Source organism: Kitasatospora sp. NPDC058190, from assembly GCF_042883685.1.
Lineage (GTDB): Bacteria > Actinomycetota > Actinomycetes > Streptomycetales > Streptomycetaceae > Kitasatospora.
The window spans coordinates 1-20,445 of record NZ_JBHVVI010000068.1; the positions used below are offsets into that span (position 1 = coordinate 1).

Genomic DNA, 20,445 nt, shown 5'->3' on the forward strand with positions numbered 1-20,445 from the left:
GTCCAAGCACACCTGCTCGAACTCCTCAGCATTGACGAAACCCGACCCCGCTGGCTGGAGACCTAAAACCCCATGTGCGAAGTCCGGGACTAGCCGGAGCCACCGGCTCACCCTCCCCTGTATGGTTCGGGAGCAATTCGTTTCCGGCCGGGGGTGGCGTTGCAGAACGCGGGTTTGGTGCACCAGGTGCGGATGCTGCGTGCGGGGGCCGGGGATCCGGCGGTGCTGCTGGCGCAGTTCCGGCTGAGCGCGGTGCTGGTGCCGTTGTGGGGCGCTGAGGCGGTGTGGACCGCGGACGAGAGGGGTCTGCGCTGGATCCTCGCGTTCTCGTCCGAGGAGGAGCTGGCGGTGTTCGTGCGCTCGAAGGACCTGCCGCTGGCCGGGTTCCCGTACCTGACGGTGCTGGGGAGCCGGCTGCTGGACGTCGCGGTGCCCGGCCTGGGTGTGCCCGGGGGGATCGCGCTGGACGTGGCGGGCGGGGAGCCGATGCTGCTGCCGCCGGTGCGCGGGATCGTGCCTGACGAGGTGGCCCTGGACGGGCCGGTGCTGACGGGGGGTGTGGGCGTTGGGGGACGGCTACGGGGCTGACCCGGAGGCGCTGAAGCAGGTGGCGGCGGGCCTCAACGGGGTGATCGCCGAGCTGAAGGCGATCGGCGTGGCGGAGTACGCGGAGACGGGGCGCGGCTTCAGCCAGCTGGAGGTGACCGGGATGGAGGCCGGGTCCAGCGAACTGGCGGCGCAGTTCAAGGAGTTCTGCGATCGCTGGGAGTGGGGGGTGCGGTCGCTGGTGGCGAAGGGCAACGACATGGCCGGCAAGCTCGATCTGGCGGCGGGCTGGTATCACGACCAGGAGCAGTACGCGAGCGGCCTGTCCAAGGACGTGTTCGCGACCGTGTTCGGCAACCCGCACCAGAGCGACGAGCAGATCGAGGGCAGGTCCTGGTCGCAGGTGCTGGGCGACAACCCGATCAACGACGTCATGCATCCGGACTTCTCCGGCAAGTCCTTCGACAAGGCCGGCTCCGACATCAAGCAGCAGTGGAGCGACCTGGGCAAGGACCTGACCCAGGGGCCTGGCGTGGTCACCGGCCGGATCGACCCGCCCAAGGAGAAGTGACGCCGTGGGATTCCTCGACGACACCATCGACATGGTCGACGGGGCGGTGGACAGCGGGACGAAGATCGCGGCCAAGGGCTTCCAGAAGGGCGCGCACCTGGCCGGGTCCGCCCTCGACAAGGCCGGGCTGCGCGGCGCGGGTCAGACCGTCAGCGGCTGGGGCGACGACGCCGCCGACGACGCCGGCCTCAAGGTCGCCGAGCGCCAGCTCGGCCAGAGCGACGACCCGAGGGAACTGCTGCACGGGGACGCCAAGAAGCTGACCGACGCCGCCGGCCACCTGCAGAAGCTCCACGACGCGTTCGAGAAGGCCGGCCAGGGCATGTCCCGGCTGGACACCGACCACTGGAGCGGCCAGGCCGCCGACAACTTCCGTGCCCAGTTCGACCCCCAGCCCAAACTGTGGCTGACGGCCGCGGACGCCTGCGCGAAGGCCGGCAGTGCCCTGACCGCCTACGGCCACACCGTCAGCTGGGCGCAGGACCAGGCCAAGGACGCCGTCAGGATCTGGAAGGAGGCGCAGAAGAAGACGGACGCCGCCGCCAAGACCTTCATGAACGACGCGATGACGTACGACCTGCGGCTCAAGGCCTACAACGCGACCCCGGCCGACCAGCGCCAGGGGGACCCGCCGGCCAAGCCCGGCGAGTTCTCGCCCCCGGCGGAGGCGGTCGCGCAGTTCAAGGAGGCCGAGGACAAGCTCGACGCCGCCCGCACCCAGCGCGACGCCGCCGCCCGCACCGCGCTGGCGGCCATCACCGCGCTCGCCCAGGCCGCCCCGGCGATGCCCAGCCGGACCCAGATCCTCAAGGCCGAGCTCCTGGACGAGACGAAGACCATCCCGTCGACCGGGCTCCACCTCGTGGGCGGCGTGGTGAAGGGCGCCTCCGACCTCAGCCGGCTCGCCCGGAGCCTGAACCCGCTCGACCCCTACAACCTCACCCACCCGGCCGAGTACGCCACCGGGCTGTCGGGGCTCGCCACCGGGCTGTGCAGCGCCGTGAACCACCCGTCCGAACTGGTCAAGGGCCTGGTCGGCAGCGGCTGGGGGTCCGACCCGGCCGAGGCCGGCGGCAAGCTGATCGGCAACCTGCTCGTCGGCGGCGCCACCGGAGGCGGCGGCGCCGTGGCGATGTCCGACGAAGAGGCCGCCGCTGTCATGGCCAAGCAGGCCGCCGAACAGGCCGCGAAGGAAGCAGCCGAGAAGGCGGCGAAAGCGGCCGCCGAGAAGGCCGCCCAGGAGGCCGCGGCCCAGGCCGCGAAGGAGGCCGGGGAGAAGTCCGCCGCGCAGACCGCCGCCGTGTCCGGCGTCGACCTGTCCGGCCTCGGGGACGTCACCTGGCGCAGCAGCAACGAACCCCTGTACCGGCTGGACGACCGCCCGCCGTCCGAGATCAAGGCCAACAACGGCCTCACCCCGTGGAACACCCACAACACGGACCTGCGCGGCTACGTGATCGAACAGGACAAGTCCGCGTTCGTCGGCACCACCCGGGACCCGTCCCAGATGCCCGACTTCCGTAGGAAGTACATGTACGAGGTCGACGCCCCCGGAGGCATCGACGTCAACGCCACCGTCAAGGACAACCCGCACAAGAACGAGGGCGAGGTCGCCTTCCCCGGCGGCATCAACCTCGAACACATCAAGTCCTGGCGCGAGTTCAACCCCGTCAACCAGACCTGGGGACCGCCGGTACAGAACCCGTACTACACCCCGCCACCCGGCAGCCCACCCGTCTTCGGCGGAGCCGTGCAACCGCCCTATGTAACCCGGCCAACCCCATGATCGAGGACACACCGTGACCACCCCCCAGCCCACCGAACCGTCCGCCGGGCCGCCCGCCCCGCCCATCACCGACGCGCTGCGCCAACGAGCCCTCTCCGCGCCCGGCAAATGGATCTACCAGATCGACCCCGCCTTCGACCCCAACGGGCAGGTCCCCCTGCACGGCATCCTCGGCTGGTGGGAGGTCGGGCCTTTCGGCGACCTCACCTGGACCGGCAACCCCGACTACCGCCCCTCCCCCAGGGCCCTGGGCATGTACCAGCCCGAGAACGACGCCGAGGCCTGCCTCCAGGCCGCCGCCACCGGCCATGGACCCGAGGACGACCTCCTCACCGCCCTGCGCGACACCCCCCTCGCCGTCCTCGCCCACCCCCAGCGCCCCGGACTTTACGTCGAGCCCCACCCCGAGACGGCCGGCACCGTCACCGCCTACACCTCTCCCCGCCTCCTCCCCACCGACTGGCCCGGCTACCGGCTGCTGACCGGCCGCCAGATCGCCGCCGAACTACCCGGCGGACTCCTGCGCCTCAACCCCACCGCCCGCCCCTCCGCCACCCTGCCCCTTGACGACATCGCCGCCACGTGACCGGCCCGCGGCGTGGGGACGGCGCCCGGTCCGGGTCGCCGGTGACGGCAAGGGCCACGAGCAACGGCGTAGCGAGCCGGACTCGATCCGGGACGGCCGCGCCGACTGACCGCTGGTCTAGATGGGGACGGCCGTCGTGAGCAGCCTCGGCCGGTCGGGGTCGGCCCAGTCGACGACGCGGACGATGTCCCGCGACCAGGCCCGCCAACCGTGGATGCTCGTGTCGAAGTACCCGGCGAAGTTGACCGTCAGCACCTTCCCCGGGCGGCGCCGGTCGTCCCAGTCGAGGATGGCGGTCACCGGCCGGCCGTCGATCACGGCGTGCCCGGCGTGGGCGACTTGGGGCGTCCAGCCCGTCGGCGCGTCCATCTGACAGTAGGGTGTGGTGCCGGACTCGCTCTTCCAGGTGAAGGTGACGCCGGGCTCGGACCAGGCCTTGCCGGTCACGACCAGGACACTTTCTGACATACAGCGATGTAACGCTTGTGCAACCTCTTGACCACATGTAGCGAACCAGCTGCTGGCAACAGCATGCCAACCTGTTCAGCTGTCACGCAACACCAGTCATCGCGCCACGCTCCCTTGCCTCAGGGCGTCGAGCACCTCAAGATCCGCATACAGAACACTCCTCGCTTCAAGGGAAACCGGCTGGCTTCTCAGGCACTTCGCCGTCCAGGCCGCAATCTCGGGCAATCTCCTTACGCATTCCGTTCCCCCCACCGCCGCCCGGACATCGCCCCGCACGGGAAACCGAAAGCCGGACAGGCCGTCAGACGAACAGTTGGGTTTCCGCGGAAACCCAGACCTCGCAAGCCGGCCATTGTGCTCCAACACACGCGGGTCGCGTCAGGCTCCGAGTCGATCATCTGGAATGCTGTTCCAGTCCGCCACCCACGGCTTTGAGCGGCGGGCATCCGCAGTACCGGGCGCACCGCCCGGGAAGCCCACGGAGAGAACGGAACATCATGAAGCCATCTGTGCTTGTCGTGTCCACCGACCCCCAGGGGTCCGCGGTCGTCTGGGCCGAGCGGGTGGGGGACAACCTGCCCTTCGACTTCATGGCGGCGCACGACCAGGCCGAGCAGCTGGTGCACCTCAAGAACACCGGCGCGAAGATCCACGTCATCGCCAACCAGAAGGGCGGCGTCGGCAAAACCACCACCACGGTCAACCTCGCCGCGTGCACCTTCGACGTCCTCGGCGCGAAGGACGAATACGAACACATCTTCATCGACACGCCGGGCACCCTGGCCGACGAGGAGATCCTGCGCCGGGCGCTGGAGATCGCGGACGACGTCCTGGTCCCGATGATCACCGAGCCGCTGTGCTTCGACCCGACGGCCCGGACCATCCAGAAGGTCATCGAGCCGATGGACATCCCCTACCGGGTCGTCGTCAACAACTGGGACCCCCGGGACGGCCGTGCCGACCTCGAGGACACCGAGGCGTACATCGCCGCGAGGGGATGGCCCCGCGCCAAGACCGTCCTGCGCCGGTACAAGATCCACTCTCGGGCGGTGGCCGAGGGAACGGTCGTCACCCAGTACAAGGAGAGCGGTACCGCCTACCGGGCCCGCGAGGACTTCTTCCGCCTGTCGCTCGAGCTCGGGTACGGGGGTCGCTGATGGCAGGCCGTCGTGTCTCCTTCGCCTCGATGGCCGCGGACCCGGTCGTCGACGCCCCGGGTGTGGAGAACGCCAACGACACCCCGGCCCGGTGGGTCCCCACCGCCAACTGCCTGCCCAACCCGCGCAACCCGCGTGACGAGCTGGGCGACCTCTCGGACCTGGCGAGCATCAAGGACCGCCAGCTGCAGAGCTGCCTCGCGGTCACCCCGGCCGCCTACCTCCGGCTCTGGCCGGAGGACCGGCAGGCGCTGGGCGCGGGAGCGCAGGACGTGGTCATCGTCAACGGCAACCGCCGGCGGGCCGCCGCGCAGCTGTACGGGCGCGAGCAGCTGCTGGTCGTCGTCGACGACTCGGTGGCGGAGTCCAAGGCGACCCTGCTGCGGGCGGCGCTCGACGAGAACATGGCGCGCAAGGACTTCGACCCGATCGAGGAGGCCAACGCGGTCCTGCTCATCGTGGCGCAGTACCCGACCGCCAAGGAGGCCGCCGAGGCGGAGGGCTGGTCCCAGAGCTGGATCTCGCACCGCAAGAACCTGCTGAAGCTCCACCCGGAGCTGCAGCGGCAGGTGCGGGCCAAGGCGCGTGGCGAGGAGGGCGTCTCCATCAACGTCGCGCGTCGGCTGGGTTCGGTGAAGGGCATCGAGGAGATGTCCCTGGCCGAGCAGACGTCGGAGCTGGAGCAGCTGCTCCAGGCCGACGCCGACGCGGTCGTGGCCAGGCGTGCGGCGAAGCTGGAGGCCAAGGCCGCGGCCAAGGCTCCTGCCGACGTGTCGGCTCCGCAGCCCGCGGTTCAGCAGCCCGCTGCGCCCGCCGCTCGCCCGGCCGCTGAGGTGGTGACGCCGGCCCCCGCTGCCGACCGGACGGAACCTGCTCCCCGCAGCCCGCTGCCCAACCATGAACCGGCTCCGAGCGCCGAGCGATTTTCCGCGGAAAATTCCGAGCCTCTCCCGATGCCGGAGCAGCGGGCCGTGGCCCCGTCGGACGAACAGCCGACGACGGCCGCTCCGGCCGCCAGCCTCGACAACGTCAACTGGCACAACGTCGAGGAGCTGGCAGACGCCATCTGCCGCACTCTCTCGGCCGACGAGGCCTACCGCCTCGCCGACGCCCTGGCCAACCGGCTGCTGACGACGAACAGCTGACGCGGCCCTGGTGGCCTCCCCGCATTCCTGGCGGGGAGGCCACCAGGCTTTCTGCCACCTGACGGAATCCCGCAAGCTCCAGTTGTGCCCATCAGGACCCACCGGACGGCGAGCGCATGGCACGATGTCCGATGCTCCTTGACTGCTCAACAGCTCATCCCGCTGGCACACGCCTCGCGCGGTGCACAGCATGAGCGTGCCCTCCACCCCGATGCAAGCCAGTCAAGAAATAGCAAAGCCCCAGTTCCGTCGCAGGTCAAAAAGGGTCCTCCCCGCACCTGCGGGGGTCAGCCGTCGAGCATCACGTTCTCCGGTGCGGTTCAGCGGTCCTCCCCGCACCTGCGGGGGTCAGCCGCTCGCCGCAGGCATCCTTCGGCAGGCGCCCAAGTCCTCCCCGCACCCGCGGGGGTCAGCCAGCGGGATAGTTTGCCCGGTTCCTTTGGGGAGCCCCCTTCGCCGCACCCACCACAGTTAGTGTCTGACGCTGTTTGGGGTCTTGGACACGTGCTGTTTCGGCGGACCGGACGGGCTAGCAGGTCACCTCGGGTGGCCAGCCACCCGCTCGGCGCCGGGTCCGCCTCCGGGAACCCGTCCCGAACGGGCGTGGCGCGCGAGGTCGGCTCGGGCGCCACGCCGGCCGTACCGTCAGCTGGCCTTCCAGGCGAGCGGCGTGCCGCTCTTGTCGATCCACAGCAGGTACGTCAGCGGCTTGTCGGCCGGTGCCAGGTAGATCGCGCACTCGTGCTCGCTCTGGCCCTTGACGAAGTCCTTGCCGCCTTGCGGGACGTCGCTCTCGCACTTCGGGAAGGCGCTGAGCAGGTCGACCTTGCGTGCCTGGTCGGTGTCGCTGACCATCGCCCGCAGTTGCAGGTTGAAGTAGGGCTCGAAGATCCCGTTGCCGCCGGTGTGGGTGTAGGTGACGTTCACGTAGTACGGGGTCTTCCCGGCCAGATCCTCCGGCTTGAGGAACTTGGCCAGGTCGGAGGCGTCGCCCTTGACCACGCCCGTCATGGCGATGCCGACCGAGATGTCGCCCTTCTCGTGGTCGGTGTAGGTGCCCTGAGCCTTGGCGCCGACAGCCAGTGCGCCCGGGAAGCCGGCGCTGGTGGCGCTCGGGCTCGATCCGGCCTGGGTGGGGGCGGAGGTGGAAGCCGTGATGGTCGGCGCACTGGTGCTGGTCGCGTCCGTCCGGCCGCCGAAGTCGGCGCTGGGGCTGGAGGGCGCGCCCGCGCTGGCCGGGGCCGATGACGGCCCGGTGCCAGCGGCGTCGCCGCCGCTCTGGTCCGGTCCGCAGGCGGTCAGCATCAGGGCGAGCGCCGCGGTCGTCGGCACGGCCGCACGCAGCAGGTAGGTGGTACGCATGAAGGAATCCCCGTGGAAGTGAATGTGACGGCGTGAACTCTAACGAGGCGGGCTGCCGCGGCTGATGGTGGATGCGCGCGGCGACCTCGTCCTGGAGCTGCTGCGGGGTGAGCCGGCGAGGCGGACGGCGGGAGCGACGGCGGTGATGCCGGTCTTCGGGGTCGCTGCTGGGCGCATGCCCCCATGCTCGTGCAGCTGCGGCCGGGCCGGCCTGAGTACGGATACTCAGGCCGGCCCGACCTACTACTCGATCACGTCTGTGCGGATGGACGGTTCCCGGACCGGTTCGCCGTGCCTCGTCTGGTCACATTTCTGCCCGAAGGGTCGCCGACGGTTGGCGAAACCGTCGTCGACGGACGTCCTACGCGGACACGTTCGGCGGTTCGGGGTCGTCGCGGCGCCAGGTGTCGCGGTCGCCGATGTGGTCGTAGACGGGCAGTTCGTCGGCGAGGACGTCGAAGTGGGGCAGCGGGGCCCACAGGGCGCGGTCGCCGATGACGTAGAGGCGGCGTTTGGCGCGGCTGGCGGCGACGTTGAGGAGGTGGGGGGTGCGGGCGGCCCATTCGCGGGCGCCTCGGCGGCCGGCGCCGAGCAGGAGGATGACGACGTCGGCCTCCTTGCCCTGGGCGCGGTGGACGGTGGCGCAGCGTTCGTCGAGGAGTTCGGTGGTCCAGCCGGGGCGGGTGCGGCAGGTTTCGGTGGCTTCGCGGACGAGGGCGCGGAAGGGGGCGATGATGCGCAGGCGTTCGGGGGTGATGCCGTGGCGGTCGAGTTGGTCGAGGAGGAAGGTGAGGGCGCGGCGGTCGCGCTCGCCCCAAGGGGCGTCGGTGGGGCGGTCGGGGTCGGGGGTGTCGAGCCAGCGGCTGGGGAGGAGGCCGTCGTGGGTGGGGTCGGGGAAGGGTTGGGGGTGGGTGCCGTAGACCATGAGGCCGCCGTAGGCGACGTCGTTGCTGATGGTGAACATGGGGTCTTCGCAGCGGCGGTGGACGCGCAGGGGTGAGCCGACCCAGACGGTGTCGTCGTCGGTGCCGGTGGGGTCGGGCAGGTAGGTGCCGTGGCGGTTGACGCGGTCGGCGACGGCCTGGGCGGAGGTGGCGGAGGGGAGCCATTCCTCGTCGACGTCGTGGGCGAGCAGGAGGCGGCGCTGCAGGGCGGTGGGCATGGTGACGACGGGTTCGAGTTGGAGAGGGTCGCCGACGAGGACGGCGCGGCGGGCCCGCCAGAGGGCGCCGACGGCTGCTTGGGGGGTGGCTTGGCCGGCTTCGTCGACGAGGATCCAGCCGATGGAGCTCTGGCCGAGGCGGGCGAACATGCTGCCGATGGAGGAGAAGGTGGTGGAGACGACGGGGACGAGGAGGAAGAGGGTCTGCCAGGCGCGACGTACCTCCTCGTCGGGGACGGGACCGTTGGTGCCGGACATGAGCTCCATGAGGACCTGGAGGTTGCCGCGGACCTTCTTGGCGGTGTTCGCGACGAGGGCGCGGTGGAGGTCGAGGGCGCGCAGGAAGAGGTCGCTGCGGGCGGTGCACCAGGCCTCGTCGGACCAGGGGGAGCCGAGTTCCTGTTCGTGGTCGTCGAGGTGGGTCCAGTCGAGGGGCAGGGAGGGGAGGGTGGTGGCGGCCTGGCGCAGGGCACGGCGGGCGGCGTCGAGGTCGGCGGTGGCGGTCTCGAGGTTGCGACGGGCGGTTACGGCTTCGCGCCGGGCCTGTTGGACGGCTTCGTGGGCGGCGGACTCCGCGGTGTGGGCGGCGTTCTCGCGGGTGCGGGCGCGGGTGGCGGCCTGGGCGGTGTCAGTGAGGGTGGTGGTGGAGCGGGTGTGCAGGTCGGCGGCGGCGAGGCCCTCGGCGTGGACACAGCGGGCGATGTGGTCGTAGGCGTCGTTGAGGGCGGTGCGCTGCTGGACGAGGAGGGCGAGGATCTCGGCCTGGGTGCGTTCGTGCTGCTGTTCGGCGGCGCGGCGCTCGGCGGGGCTCTGGAGCAGACGACGCAGGCCTGTGCGCAGGCCCGGTTCGGAGGTGGGGAGTGCTTCGTAGCGGGCGGTCAGGGCGTCGACGTACTGGCGGTGGTGGGCGGCGCGTTCGCGGGCGGCGGCGAGGTCGGCGCGGGCGCTGGCGAGGGCTTCGCGGGCCTCAGGGATTCGTTGGGTGGCGGCCTGGTGGGCGGCTTCGGCGGCGAGGGCCGCCGTCCCGGCGGTGATGGCGGTCGTGGTGGCGGTGGTGTGGCGGGCCGCGGCGGCCTCCACGCGGTCGTCTGCGCGGGTGATGGCGGCGCGCAGGGCGTCGAGGAGGTGTCGGCCGCGTCCGGACTCGGTGTCCGCCAGGGCGGTGGCGAGGCGGGAGCGTTCGCTGCGCAGGCGTTCGACTTCGGCTTGGGCGGCTTTGAAGGCGGCGACGGCCTGGCGCCAGGAGGGGATCGGCTGGGCGGGGCCGGCGGGCGTCGCGGGGGCTGCGGGCCCGGGGGTGGTGCGGCGGCCGCGCTGGGCGGGTTTGGGGGTGCTTGCGGGCTTGGGGGCCTTGGGCGGGATCCAGTCGCCGAGGACGTAGTTCATGCCGCGCAGTGGGGGCAGGCCCTGGGCGGTGCGGGCGTCGGCCTCGTCCTCCGGCAGGCGGCCCCACCAGAAGCGCTCGCCGAACTTGGTGCGGTTGGCCTTGTTGCCGAGTACGGCGGCGACCAGGCCCCAGGCGGGCGCGCCGTCGAGCAGGGCGGAGGCGAGGTCGGAGAAGTGGTCGGGGCCGCCGTGCCAGTGCTCGTCGAGGGCGGCGGCGCCCGGCAGTTCGGCGGTGACGTTCTCCACGGCGCCGTTGTTGGAGGAGGTGACGACGATCTCGTAGCCGGTGAGCCTGGGGTCCAGGGCGGCGACGTAGCGCTTGTGGGTGCCCTGACGGTCCTTGCCCTGCCAGGCGCGGCCGATGAACGCGTCGTCGGGCCGCTGATAGGAGGCCATGACGGTGGCCCGTTCGACGACGAGGGCGGCGACGAGGTCGCGCAGCATGGTGGTCTTGCCGGTACCGGGCGGGCCGTTGACGGAGAACAGGCCGCCGTCGGTGTCGGCGCGCTCGGCGAGCATGCGGTTGACGGCGAACTGCTGGCTGAGGGCGAGCGGGTAGCGCGCCTTGGCGGGCCAGCGCCCGGCGGGGACGAGCGCGGGGGCGACGCCGTCGAGGACGGCCCGGCGGTCCTCGCGCAGGTCGGTGCGGGCGTGGACGGCGACGTCGTGGCGCGCGGTCAGGTAGGCGGTCAGGGCTGGGCCGAGGCCGTTGCCGGCGTGGGTGCCGTCCTGGCGGTCCTTGCCGTTCTTAGCGTTCCTGCCGTCGTCGCCGCTCTTGTCGACGGTGAGGGCGGCGCGGACCCGGGCAAGGTCGGGCGGGAGGAAGCTGTTGAGGAACGGCGGGGTGACGGCGGGCTTGGCCTTCGGGTCGCGAGGGAGGTGGACGAGCCGGCTGCGGACGCGGATGACGCGCGGGTCGAGGTGGTGCTGGACGCCGCAGAGGTCAGCGATCTGGGCGGTCAGGGCGACGAGGTCGGCGAAGGCCACGGGGCGCGGGCCGGGGTCGGCCATGGCGTCCGCCTCGGCGCTGGTCCCGGCCTCGGACTCGTGGAAGGGCGGCGGCTGGGATACGGCGGGAGCAGGGGCTGGCTCGACGGGGCCCGCCGTGGTGGGGAAGTGGTATTCGGCGGGGCGGTCCTGGGCCGGGCGGCGGGCCGCCACCCAGTCCGCGACGCGGCGCACCAGCGGCTCCGTCGCCCCCTGGACGGCGGCGCCGGCGACCTCGCCGAACAGCGCGCCGACCGCCGCCACCGCGGCGCCGCCCAGGATCTCGGCGAGCAGCTGCTGCCAGCTGCGCGGCGGGGCTGCCGTCTCCGGTACGGGCGCCGGGTTCGCGGGCCGAGGAAGCGGTAGACCCAGCAAGCCCGGGGGTCCGGGCGGGAGTGGTGGCAGGGCGGAGTGCCCGGCGGTGTAGGGGATCGGGGTGGCGGTCAGCTGCCCCACCGCGACCTCGAACGCCTCGTTCAGCTCCTCGAAGCCGTCCAGCCACCCCGGCGCCGACGGTCCCGGGTCGAAGAGCCTGCCCGTCGCCCACGCGCACGCGGAAACCACCGACGTGCCCTCGACCGGCCGCCCGTACTCGTCCAGAACCAGTGCGAACATCGCGCTCCGCCCCGACAGCACCAGCTCCTCCTGTGGCACCCCCGGATCCGGGTCGGTGCCCTCCGGCAGCACCGCGATCATCGCCTGGCGCAGCCGCTCCAGGTCAAACACCCCGCCGTACACCTCGTGCCGCCACACCTTGCCCCGCGGCGCCCGCCACGCCGCCGTCTCCGGATGCTCCGACGCCCACGGGAGCAGCGGCGCAGCCCGGCCCGCAGCCGGCGTGAGGTCCACGACGGGCGTGTCGGAGGCACGCGGCCTGCCCGAGCGGCGCTTGCGCGGCACCTCCGGGATCTTCGGCGGGCTGAACAATTCGATGGCCCGCCAGCACTCCAGCAGGTCCTCCACCCGCCGATCCCGCCCGCCCCCGGTCCGCACCCCTCAGCCCCCCGTGTCGAACTCGCGGCCCGCGGCCGCTTCGTGTGCCGATCAGCAGGCCGCAGAATCTACCGGAGAGCGGGCAGGTGAGCCGAGTGCCCAGGTCATGGAGCCGGGGCGCCATCGGCAGCCCTGCATTCGCCCAGGATCAGCTGCCACCACCGCAGGCCCAAAGAACCAGCTCCGCCCACGGAGTTGACCACATTCAGCCCAGTGCTACCGACACGTGGCACGATGTCCTAGATTTTTTGACACATCAACAGATCGCTTGCACCATATGCATGTTGAAGGGGCAATGCTTCGAGCAAAGAAACAGCAAAGGCGCTACATCACCCCAGCTCAGGAAGCGTCCTCCCCGCGCCTGCGGGGGTCAGCCGGCGACCGGCCGCAGCGGGTAGAGCACGAGCACGTCCTCCCCGCGCCTGCGGGGGTCAGCCGCCCCGGTTCCTGTACGCGCTTGCGGATCCTCAGTCCTCCCCGCGCCTGCGGGGGTCAGCCGCCGCCGGCCTTGGTGGTGGGGGTGGTGGTGGAGTCCTCCCCGCGCCTGCGGGGGTCAGCCGTTGTGGTTGGAGCCGTCCGGGTACTCCCCGGTGCGTCCTCCCCGCGCCTGCGGGGGTCAGCCGCTTCGACCAGGCGAGGTAGGACCCGGTGACGCGTCCTCCCCGCGCCTGCGGGGGTCAGCCGTCGGGGTCCCACCGCCGCGTCTGGCTGTACTGGTCCTCCCCGCGCCTGCGGGGGTCAGCCGACCGCCCGGAACATCGTCGTGTTCTCCATGGGGTCCTCCCCGCGCCTGCGGGGGTCAGCCGCTGGACGCTCTCGCGGGTGACCGGAAGGATGCGTCCTCCCCGCGCCTGCGGGGGTCAGCCGTTGGCCGAGATGACGCTGGCCAACCTGCAGACGTCCTCCCCGCACCTGCGGGGGTCAGCCGGTGCGGTTGTGCTGCACGCTGCCGATGGCGCGGTCCTCCCCGCGCCTGCGGGGGTCAGCCGACCGTCTGGGGCGCCATCTCCGACTTCCTCAAGGTCCTCCCCGCGCCTGCGGGGGTGAGCCGGTTCGCGTCCGGCTTTCCGGCCTTCCACGCGGGTCCTCCCCGCGCCTGCGGGGGTCAGCCGGACAGCAAGCGGAACCGCTACATTGTGGTGATGTCCTCCCCGCGCCTGCGGGGGTCAGCCGTCGGCGACGTTCCAGATTTCGGCGGTCTCGGCGTCCTCCCCGCGCCTGCGGGGGTCAGCCGTGCCCCCACGTGATCCCGGTCTTGCTCCGCCCGTCCTCCCCGCGCCTGCGGGGGTCAGCCGAGCGTCGGCGACCGCATCACCGACCGCCTGAAGTCCTCCCCGCGCCTGCGGGGGTCAGCCGGTCCTTGTTGGACTGGCGATTGACCGGCTGGAGTCCTCCCCGCGCCTGCGGGGGTCAGCCGGTGGCGGCCGAGACGGTTGTGCCCGTCTCCACGTCCTCCCCGCGCCTGCAGGGGTCAGCCGAAGGTCAGCTCGATCCGGTACGGGCGGTCCTTGTCCTCCCCGTGCCTGCGGGGGTCAGCCGCCTGGTACGTGCTGGGCAGCTCGAACACGGACCTCCTCCCCGCACGGACGGGGTCAGCCGTTGTGAGCGGGGCCGCGCGTCCCAGGATCGGCCGCCTCCCCGTGCGAGTGGGGGTCAGCCGGCCCATCCGTCGGGGATCTCGACGTGTCGTGCCTCCTCCCCGCGCGAGCGGGGGTCAGCCGTTGCCCACGATGACGTCGGCTTCCTCGAGGGTCTTCTCCCTGCGCCAGCGGGGGTCAACCGTACGGCGGGTACCGCTTCGTGGACGACGCCAACTCCTTTCTGCGTCAGTGGGGGCCAGCCAGGCGTTCTCCGGCGTCCCAGCGGTCACGCGAGCGGCACCCGTGCCAGAGCCGCCCGAACAGTGGCTGCCACGTCGCCGACGTGGACCCCGAGGTTGCGTAGGTGGCGGGCGGTCTCCGCGATGGGCAGGTCGACGCGGCGGGCGATGCGGACGAGCTGGGCGAGCCGCATCGGTGGGTCCATGGGCTGCGGCATCCACTCCTCGTCGGCGGTGAGCAGGCGCAGGGCGTCGCGCTGGGTGAGGTCCGAGGGGAGGTCGTCGTGGGAGACCCGCAGGCCGTAGGAGCGCAGCCGGGCGGCCAGTTCCTTGGGACGTCGGTCGAGGTCACGGGCGGCCAGGGCGAGGAGGTAGAACGGGATCTCGTCGTCGGGGCTGAGCCGAAACCACCAGGGGTTGTCCGGCTGGTCGTCCCGGTCCGGTTCGATCAGCAGCAGGTCGTCGTGGCGGAAGAGTTCGCGGTCGAGTTCGCTCGGCCGCTGCGGCAGGACCATGCCGACCGGCACCCGGTAGGCCGCCAGTCGGCTGGTCAGCTTCCGCAGGCTGAGTCCCAGGTCCTCGGACGCCCTGATGAGTTGGTAGAAGCTCGGCGCGCAGTCCGTCCGGTAGGGCTCCCAGCCGGGCTCCGGGCCACCGGCCAGCAGGACGAAGTCCTCAGGGGATTCCCGGCAGTCCGCGCGCGGCGGCAGCGTGAAGCCGAGGCGCGCGTACTCGGAGCGGATCTCCTCGATGGAGAGGTCCAACCAGTCCTGGGCGGCGACCAGTTGCCACGGCGGGAGCGGGCCGGCGGCGCTCACCCATGGCCATTCCCCGTTGTGATCCCGGCTGAGCCACTGCACGTAGGCCTCGTCCGGTCGCTCGGGGAAGTCGAACGGCTCCACCTCGAGGCCGTAGCGCTCCAGCCGGCGCCGCACCTCCGCCGGGCTCAGCCCCGTCCGCCGGGCGGCCTGGGCCACGTGGCCGGGTGGCACGGGACCGGTGTTCCAGATGCCGTGGTGCTGGGCGATCTCGCCGTTGCGGTGGAGCAGTCGGAGGTCCGTGTCGTCGGGCATGCCGGCCGCCAGCCCGTCCGGCACGACGGTGATGCCGTGGGCCCGCATGCGGGCTGCGACCTGCGCCGGGCTCACACCGAGTTTCTCGCCGGCCTCCAGCAGGTCGCCGATCGTCGCGTGCGAGCGACGGCGTTCGTACGGCTTGTCGAGCCAGGTCATGTCCGACGTGTCCGCCCACTCCTCCGGGCCGGGGGAGGCGGGGACCATCAGGCCGCTGACGCCGAAGAGCCGTCGCCGCTCGGCCGTGGCGGCCGGGTCGCAGCCGAGCCGCCGGGCGACGCCGAAGGCGTCCGACGGCCGGGTGAGCCCGAACACCGAGCCCTTGCCGGTGAACAGCTCCGGATCCGACGGCCGGGCCCGGAGCACCCGGCGTGGCTCGGCCAGCTCCGGTACGAGCTCCGCCAGCTCACGGGCCAGGTCGCTCTCGCTGTGGGCGAGGACGCGCCACAGCAGGATGTGGTCCGGGATCGAGAGGTACAACCCGTCCGACGACCGTTCCGAGCGCCGGTTCGTCAGCAGGCCGTCGAGGAGCTTGCGGTCCAGCGGGAAGCAGCCGACCGCAGCAGGTACGGTCACCCGGCCGCGGACGCGGAAGTCCGTCCCCGCTTCGAACGCGGCCTCGGCCACCAGGTCCGCGATGCGCGGGCTGCTGTCGGCGACCTTCTCCATCCACTCCAGGGTGAGGAACCTCGCGCCGCTCGTCACCAGGGCTCCGGCCGCCGCGGTCAGGAGTGCCTCGACCCGGGCCGAGATGTCGTCCAGGACCGTGAGGCGGTCGGAACTGAGCTGGCGCGGGGCGTGGTCTCCGGAGAGGTTCACCACGACGCCGTGGAGCCCGGAGAGCACCCCGACCTGGTGCCCCGGTGCGATCGTCAGTCCGTCCACCAGCAGGAGGCCGCCGTTCGCGCGCCAGATGACCTGGACTCCGGGTGGGCTGTCAGCCCATTCCACCGAGTCGTCCCCGGCCGGGCCGCCCGTCGCTCCCGTGCCCGGCGTCCGGAGAACCCCGGGCGCCCATTCCGCCCGCCGCCCGCCGTGCTGCGCCGTGGTCGGGAATTCGGCGATGTACAGCACCTTGGCCAGCGCGTCCAGGCCGGACCAGGACCGGTCCCGCAGGTAGAGCCGCACCCGCGTACCGGGCCGGGTGCCCCGCTCCTCCTTCTCCACGATCCGGAACAGGTGGTTGGGCCCGAGGATGTGGGCCTCCACCAGCGGGCCCGGCATGCCGTCCAGTCCCATGCGGCAGGACAGCACCCGCATCTCGTCCGCGAGCATGAAGTAGGACAGGACCCCGATCCCGAACCGGCTGTTGGGGTGCAGCCGTACAGGGGGCTCGACGCGCTCCCACTGTGCCTGCTCCAGCAGGAAGTCGGGCTGCTCGGCGAAGCGGGCGCCGGCGTTGGAGAACACGCCGCGCAGTTCGGCCTCGCCCATGCCGATGCCGTCGTCCGCGCACTCCAGGTACTCGCGGCCGTCCTCGTCGACGCCCTGGACGAAGTCGATCCGGCCCTCGTACGGGAGAACGGGTCGGCCGGAGCGCTCCAGGTACTGCGTCCTGGCGCGGCGGTAGCGGCAGGCGTCGAGGGCGTTCTGGTACAGCTCGCGCACCGCGAGGCCGCGGTCCTTGTAGAGCTGGGTGCCGGTCAGCACGCCGCGCACCCGCCGGTCGTCGAGCCGGAACCGCGCGCTGCTGGTGAAGGTCCCCTCCGCCGGGACCACGCCGTCGGCGGAGATCCGCGTGGGCAGCGGCGGCATGAGCTGGGCCATGCCGCCGCGCACGGCGCGCCCGACCGCGAGGAGCAGGGCGTCCAGCCGTTGCGTGTGCTCGCGCAGGGCCTCCATGACGGCCTCGTGCTCGCAGACCGCCTTGAGGACCGGCAGCTCCGGCGAGCCGCCCCAGGCCGTTGCGGCCAGGGTGCGCCTCAGCCCGTCGAGGTCGACGGGGTTCGGGACCCCGGTGTGCTCGACCACCGTGTCCGGAAGGACGGCGGGTTCGATCGCGGCGGCGTACGCGACGGCCAGCAGGAGGCTCGCCCGCCGCTCGCGGATTCGCTGCCGTCCGGGCCCGGGCAGGAGTTCGTCGGCCTCGAGTTGGCCGAGGTGCTCGGGGTTGCAGATGTCGGCGCCGAGCCGCAGGCCTGCGAGGATCCGGGTCAGGCGCCGGACGTTCAGCGCCTCGCTCAGCGGGCCGCTCCCGGCGGTGAGGTCCGGCGCGAGTTCGGCCGCGAGGTCGGCGAGGCGGTCCGTCCCCTGGTCCTCCTGGGCGAGCCAGCGACGGTACAGCCACCACCCGGTGGCCGGCGCGGCCTGCGGGCGCAGCTCGGCCCGGTTCACCAGCAGGTCGTGGCCGGCCAGGAAGGACTGGTAGTCGGCGCGCCGGCCGGTGGCTCCGCGGCGCGGGCGCAGGTCGGTGGGGTCGGCCTCCATCCGGGAGGCCGCGAACAGGAGTTGGTGGGTCTGGTAGAGGTAGGGCAGCAGGACGAGCAGTCCGGCCTCGGCCGGGTAGAGGTCGAGCGCGCCGTCGGGCTCCCCCAGCAGCCACTCCACCCGGTCCGCGAAGCGCGTGGCGAATCCGGGGTCGGCCCACGGGTCCCCGGCGAGCCGCCGCTCGGCGCGGTCCCGGACGGCGGCGAGCCGCTCGGCCAGCCGGACGGCGTGGCGCCGGTGGGGCTCGGTGTCACGCGGTGCGACGTGGGCCCAGACGCCCGACTCCAGGACGGCCCGAACCCACGGCTCGCTCGGAGGGGCGGGATCGGCCGGGGTGGGGGCCGTCTGGACCGTCACCGAGGCTGCCTGGATGACGGTTTTCTGGGTCCCCCCGTCGATGGTGTTCGTGACGTTGTACAGGTCCACCCGCCGTCCCTCCCCTGGTCGCCGCGTGGGGGACAGCTTAGGTGGGGGAGCGGACGGCCGCCGCGCGGGTGGACGCGGCTGCCGGAGTATCAGGGTCCGCGGCTGCGGCGCCGGCGGGCCCGGTGTCGGTCGGGAACCACCCGTGCGATCGCCGCTTCGCCACTCAGCCGATCGTCGGTGCCTTGGCCGGACTGGAACGGAACTGACACGTCCTCCCCGCGGTACGGCACGGAAAGGCAGTGCAGCCCTGCTGTTGCGATTCGGACCTTGAGAGCACAGGGAAGTCCCCTCCGTCGGCCCGTACGTCTCAGGACCTCCGGGAGCGGCGCGTCGGTCGTGCCCGTATGATCCTGGCTGCTGTCACGTCAATGGAGGGGGGATGACGTACATCATGGGGATCTCGGATCACTCCGCCGCTTCGGATGTCGACGATGCGGGCGGGTCGCGGCGCCGCCCGAGTCGGCGGGCGTTGCTGACGGGAGGGGCCGCGCTCGCGGTGGCCGGCGGCGCCGGGTGGGTGTTGTCGCGGCGGCACGGCGGGAAGCCGGAGGCCGCCGTCCCGACCGATCCACCGACGCCGCTGCGGGATTCGCCGACGCCTCTGGTGGCCAACCCGGACTCCGGTGCGCCGAAACCGCTGTGGTCGTTCACGCCGGACGAAGGCCTCGTGCCCGCCTCGACGCTGGTCTCGAACGGGACGCTCTTCACGTTGAGTTCTCATCTGACCGCGGTCGACACCGCGACCGGAACTGTGAAGTGGGCCGGCAAGAGCGTCAACACGCTCTACACGGCCGCCGGAGCCGGGCTCGTGTTCGTCGGCTCGTTCCAGGGCGCCACCGGGTACGACGGGGCCACCGGCGCGGAGACGTGGAACTCCGTCAACCGCGAGAACAACGCCGACGACCTCTCCAACGTCTACGCGCTCCGTGCCGACGACAAGGTGCTCTACGCGCTCGCCGACGCCAGACCGTACAGGGCCACCACAGCACCGGCGCCGGTCATATTGGCGTTCTCGATCGACACGCACGAGAAGCTCTGGTCCGTGCCGCTGGAGGTGGGAGAGCGAGCGCAGTACATCAACAACGCGGTCGTGGGCGGCAATCTCTACTACACCAACGGCAGGTGCGACCTGGTTGCCCGAAGCGGCCAGGACGGTCGGCAGCTGTGGCTCGTCGAAACCGGTGCCACCGACACGATCCCGCCCGCTGTCGCGGACGGCCAGGCTTACTGCCTTGCGGGCAAGAACAGCCTGCGCGCGGTCAGTCTGGCCGACGGCAGGCGGTTGTGGGAGGTCAAGCTCGTCGACGACGCGACCGGGACGTTTCCGCCGGTCACGGCAGCGAACGGCGTGGTCTACGGCGGGAACGGGACGGCGGCGGTCTGTGCCTGGGACGCGCGGACCGGACGGCAGCTCTGGACCTGCCCGGTGCCCTTCCGGCCGTCCGAGAGCGAGCCCGTACTCGTCCAGGACACCCTCTTCGTGGCCGGCCAGGGCAGCGAGGGCGTCCACGCGGTGGACGTGAAGACGGGCCGCCTTCGGTGGACGTTCGCCGTGAACAACTACCGGGTGACCCTCGAGAACCAGAAGTGGGCCCTCGCCACCGACGGCCAACGACTGCTCGCAAAACTGGGCTCGACCGTTTTCGCTCTGCCGCCGACGTGACGGCGGCCTGGCCAGGCTGAGCGCGTACACGGGAACGCTTCGGTCGGCCGGCGAGACGGGCAGCCAATGCACCGCGGGCGACGTAACGTCCGGCCCTGGCACAAGGAGAACCGGTGCCGACAAGGCTGCCGATTGATTGCGCGATTCCCTTGCCTGACAGGCGGGCCGCGCGTCGGTGAGCGGTCGGGTCACGTCCACCGGACCCGGCTACTACGATCGGTGTCAGCGCCGCGTACTAACGTCCAGAGCATGGGCATCACCAGTGTTTGGGCGATCACCAGCCACCCCGACCCGTTCATCTCCGACCTGTCTCCCCACCTGCTGCCCGCGATGGAAGCGGACCGGTCCCAGCCCCTCGCGCAACAGCGATGGGAGCTGTGGCAACAGGCCCCGCTGCCTGACTACCGCACGTGGTACAGGAGTCCAGGATTCACGGCGGCGGACGGTGCCGCCGTGGAGTCGTTCCGGGAACTCACCGCTCCAGGGCTGAACGTTGACGACTTGTGCTCCGGCCTGGTCGATCCGGACTTCTCCGCCATCGACGACGTGTGGGCGGATCTGCCGGGCGAGGGCATGTTCGTCTCGGTCAATTCCAAGGACTATGCGGTCAGGTCGTTCTTCCATGCCATCGGCCCGGCCCGCGCGGCTCTCCTGCCGGGCTGGTGCGGCAACTTCCTCCTCACCTCCGCCCAGGTCCGCCAGACCCTGCCACACGTGGAGCGGGCCCTCGCCTTCACCCCGGACGAACGCTCCGCCGCGGACGCCCAGGACTGGCTGTACTACGTGCCCCGAGACGAGTGCGTCCTCGACGGCCCGCTGCGGATGTGGCGCACCGCCGCCGAGAACGGACTCGGCCTGTGCGGGCTGGCCGTACACGTCTCCTGACCC

At 71.9% G+C, this 20,445-nt stretch carries 12 protein-coding genes and 1 CRISPR repeat array; of the genes, 8 read left to right on the forward strand and 4 right to left on the reverse strand.

The window, feature by feature from the left end:
• The first annotated feature begins 192 nt into the window (after window positions 1–192).
• The 4 genes from ACFVWU_RS27505 to ACFVWU_RS27520 are packed head-to-tail and all read left to right on the forward strand — an operon-like array spanning window position 193 to window position 3,489.
• Window positions 193–588 carry an SseB family protein gene (locus ACFVWU_RS27505; protein ID WP_387625944.1) on the forward strand — a complete coding sequence of 132 codons (396 nt, stop codon included), beginning with the start codon at window positions 193–195 and terminating at the stop codon, window positions 586–588.
• The gene (locus ACFVWU_RS27510) at window positions 566–1,117 is read left to right on the forward strand and encodes a hypothetical protein (protein WP_387625866.1); all 552 of its coding nucleotides are present in this window, start codon (window positions 566–568) and stop codon (window positions 1,115–1,117) included. The genes ACFVWU_RS27505 and ACFVWU_RS27510 overlap by 23 nt, the downstream gene beginning before the upstream one ends.
• Window positions 1,118–1,121: 4 nt before the next feature.
• Window positions 1,122–2,903, forward strand: coding sequence for a putative T7SS-secreted protein (locus ACFVWU_RS27515; RefSeq protein WP_387625868.1), 1,782 nt, complete (start codon window positions 1,122–1,124; stop codon window positions 2,901–2,903).
• A gap of 13 nt (window positions 2,904–2,916) precedes the next feature.
• Window positions 2,917–3,489, forward strand: a complete 573-nt coding sequence (locus ACFVWU_RS27520) for a type VII secretion system-associated protein (RefSeq protein ID WP_387625870.1) — start codon at window positions 2,917–2,919, stop codon at window positions 3,487–3,489.
• A 117-nt stretch (window positions 3,490–3,606) separates the two neighbouring features.
• Here the strand turns inward: ACFVWU_RS27520 and ACFVWU_RS27525 are convergent, their stop codons facing one another.
• Entirely contained in the window at window positions 3,607–3,957 is a 351-nt protein-coding gene (locus tag ACFVWU_RS27525; protein ID WP_387625872.1) for a hypothetical protein, read from the reverse strand.
• 590 nt (window positions 3,958–4,547) lie between these two features.
• Here ACFVWU_RS27525 and ACFVWU_RS27530 point away from each other — a divergent pair.
• A complete protein-coding gene (locus ACFVWU_RS27530) occupies window positions 4,548–5,114 on the forward strand; it encodes a ParA family protein (protein WP_380612644.1) in 567 nt (188 codons plus the stop codon).
• Complete coding sequence (locus ACFVWU_RS27535) at window positions 5,114–6,259, forward strand: ParB/RepB/Spo0J family partition protein (protein ID WP_387625874.1); 1,146 nt, start codon at window positions 5,114–5,116, stop codon at window positions 6,257–6,259. Before ACFVWU_RS27530 ends, ACFVWU_RS27535 begins: the two co-directional genes overlap by 1 nt.
• A 645-nt stretch (window positions 6,260–6,904) precedes the next feature.
• Here the strand turns inward: ACFVWU_RS27535 and ACFVWU_RS27540 are convergent.
• The 3 genes from ACFVWU_RS27540 to ACFVWU_RS27550 all read right to left on the reverse strand — a co-directional run bounded on the left by ACFVWU_RS27540 (window position 6,905) and on the right by ACFVWU_RS27550 (window position 17,894).
• Window positions 6,905–7,621, reverse strand: coding sequence for a hypothetical protein (locus ACFVWU_RS27540; protein WP_387625876.1), 717 nt, complete (start codon window positions 7,619–7,621; stop codon window positions 6,905–6,907).
• A gap of 361 nt (window positions 7,622–7,982) precedes the next feature.
• A complete protein-coding gene (locus ACFVWU_RS27545) occupies window positions 7,983–12,119 on the reverse strand; it encodes an AAA domain-containing protein (RefSeq protein ID WP_387625878.1) in 4,137 nt (1,378 codons plus the stop codon).
• A gap of 378 nt (window positions 12,120–12,497) precedes the next feature.
• A CRISPR array of direct repeats spans window positions 12,498–13,991; the repeat unit is 29 nt; unit sequence GTCCTCCCCGCGCCTGCGGGGGTCAGCCG.
• Window positions 13,992–14,015: 24 nt separating this feature from the next.
• Window positions 14,016–17,894 (reverse strand): ATP-binding protein, encoded by a 3,879-nt coding sequence (locus ACFVWU_RS27550; RefSeq protein WP_387625880.1) that lies wholly within the window; start codon window positions 17,892–17,894, stop codon window positions 14,016–14,018.
• A gap of 496 nt (window positions 17,895–18,390) precedes the next feature.
• Here ACFVWU_RS27550 and ACFVWU_RS27555 point away from each other — a divergent pair, with 496 nt between their 5' ends.
• On the forward strand, window positions 18,391–19,557 hold the full coding sequence (locus ACFVWU_RS27555; protein WP_387625882.1) for a PQQ-binding-like beta-propeller repeat protein: 1,167 nt from the start codon (window positions 18,391–18,393) through the stop codon (window positions 19,555–19,557).
• Between the two features lie 249 nt (window positions 19,558–19,806).
• Window positions 19,807–20,442, forward strand: coding sequence for a hypothetical protein (locus tag ACFVWU_RS27560; RefSeq protein WP_387625884.1), 636 nt, complete (start codon window positions 19,807–19,809; stop codon window positions 20,440–20,442).
• Window positions 20,443–20,445 lie beyond the last annotated feature (3 nt).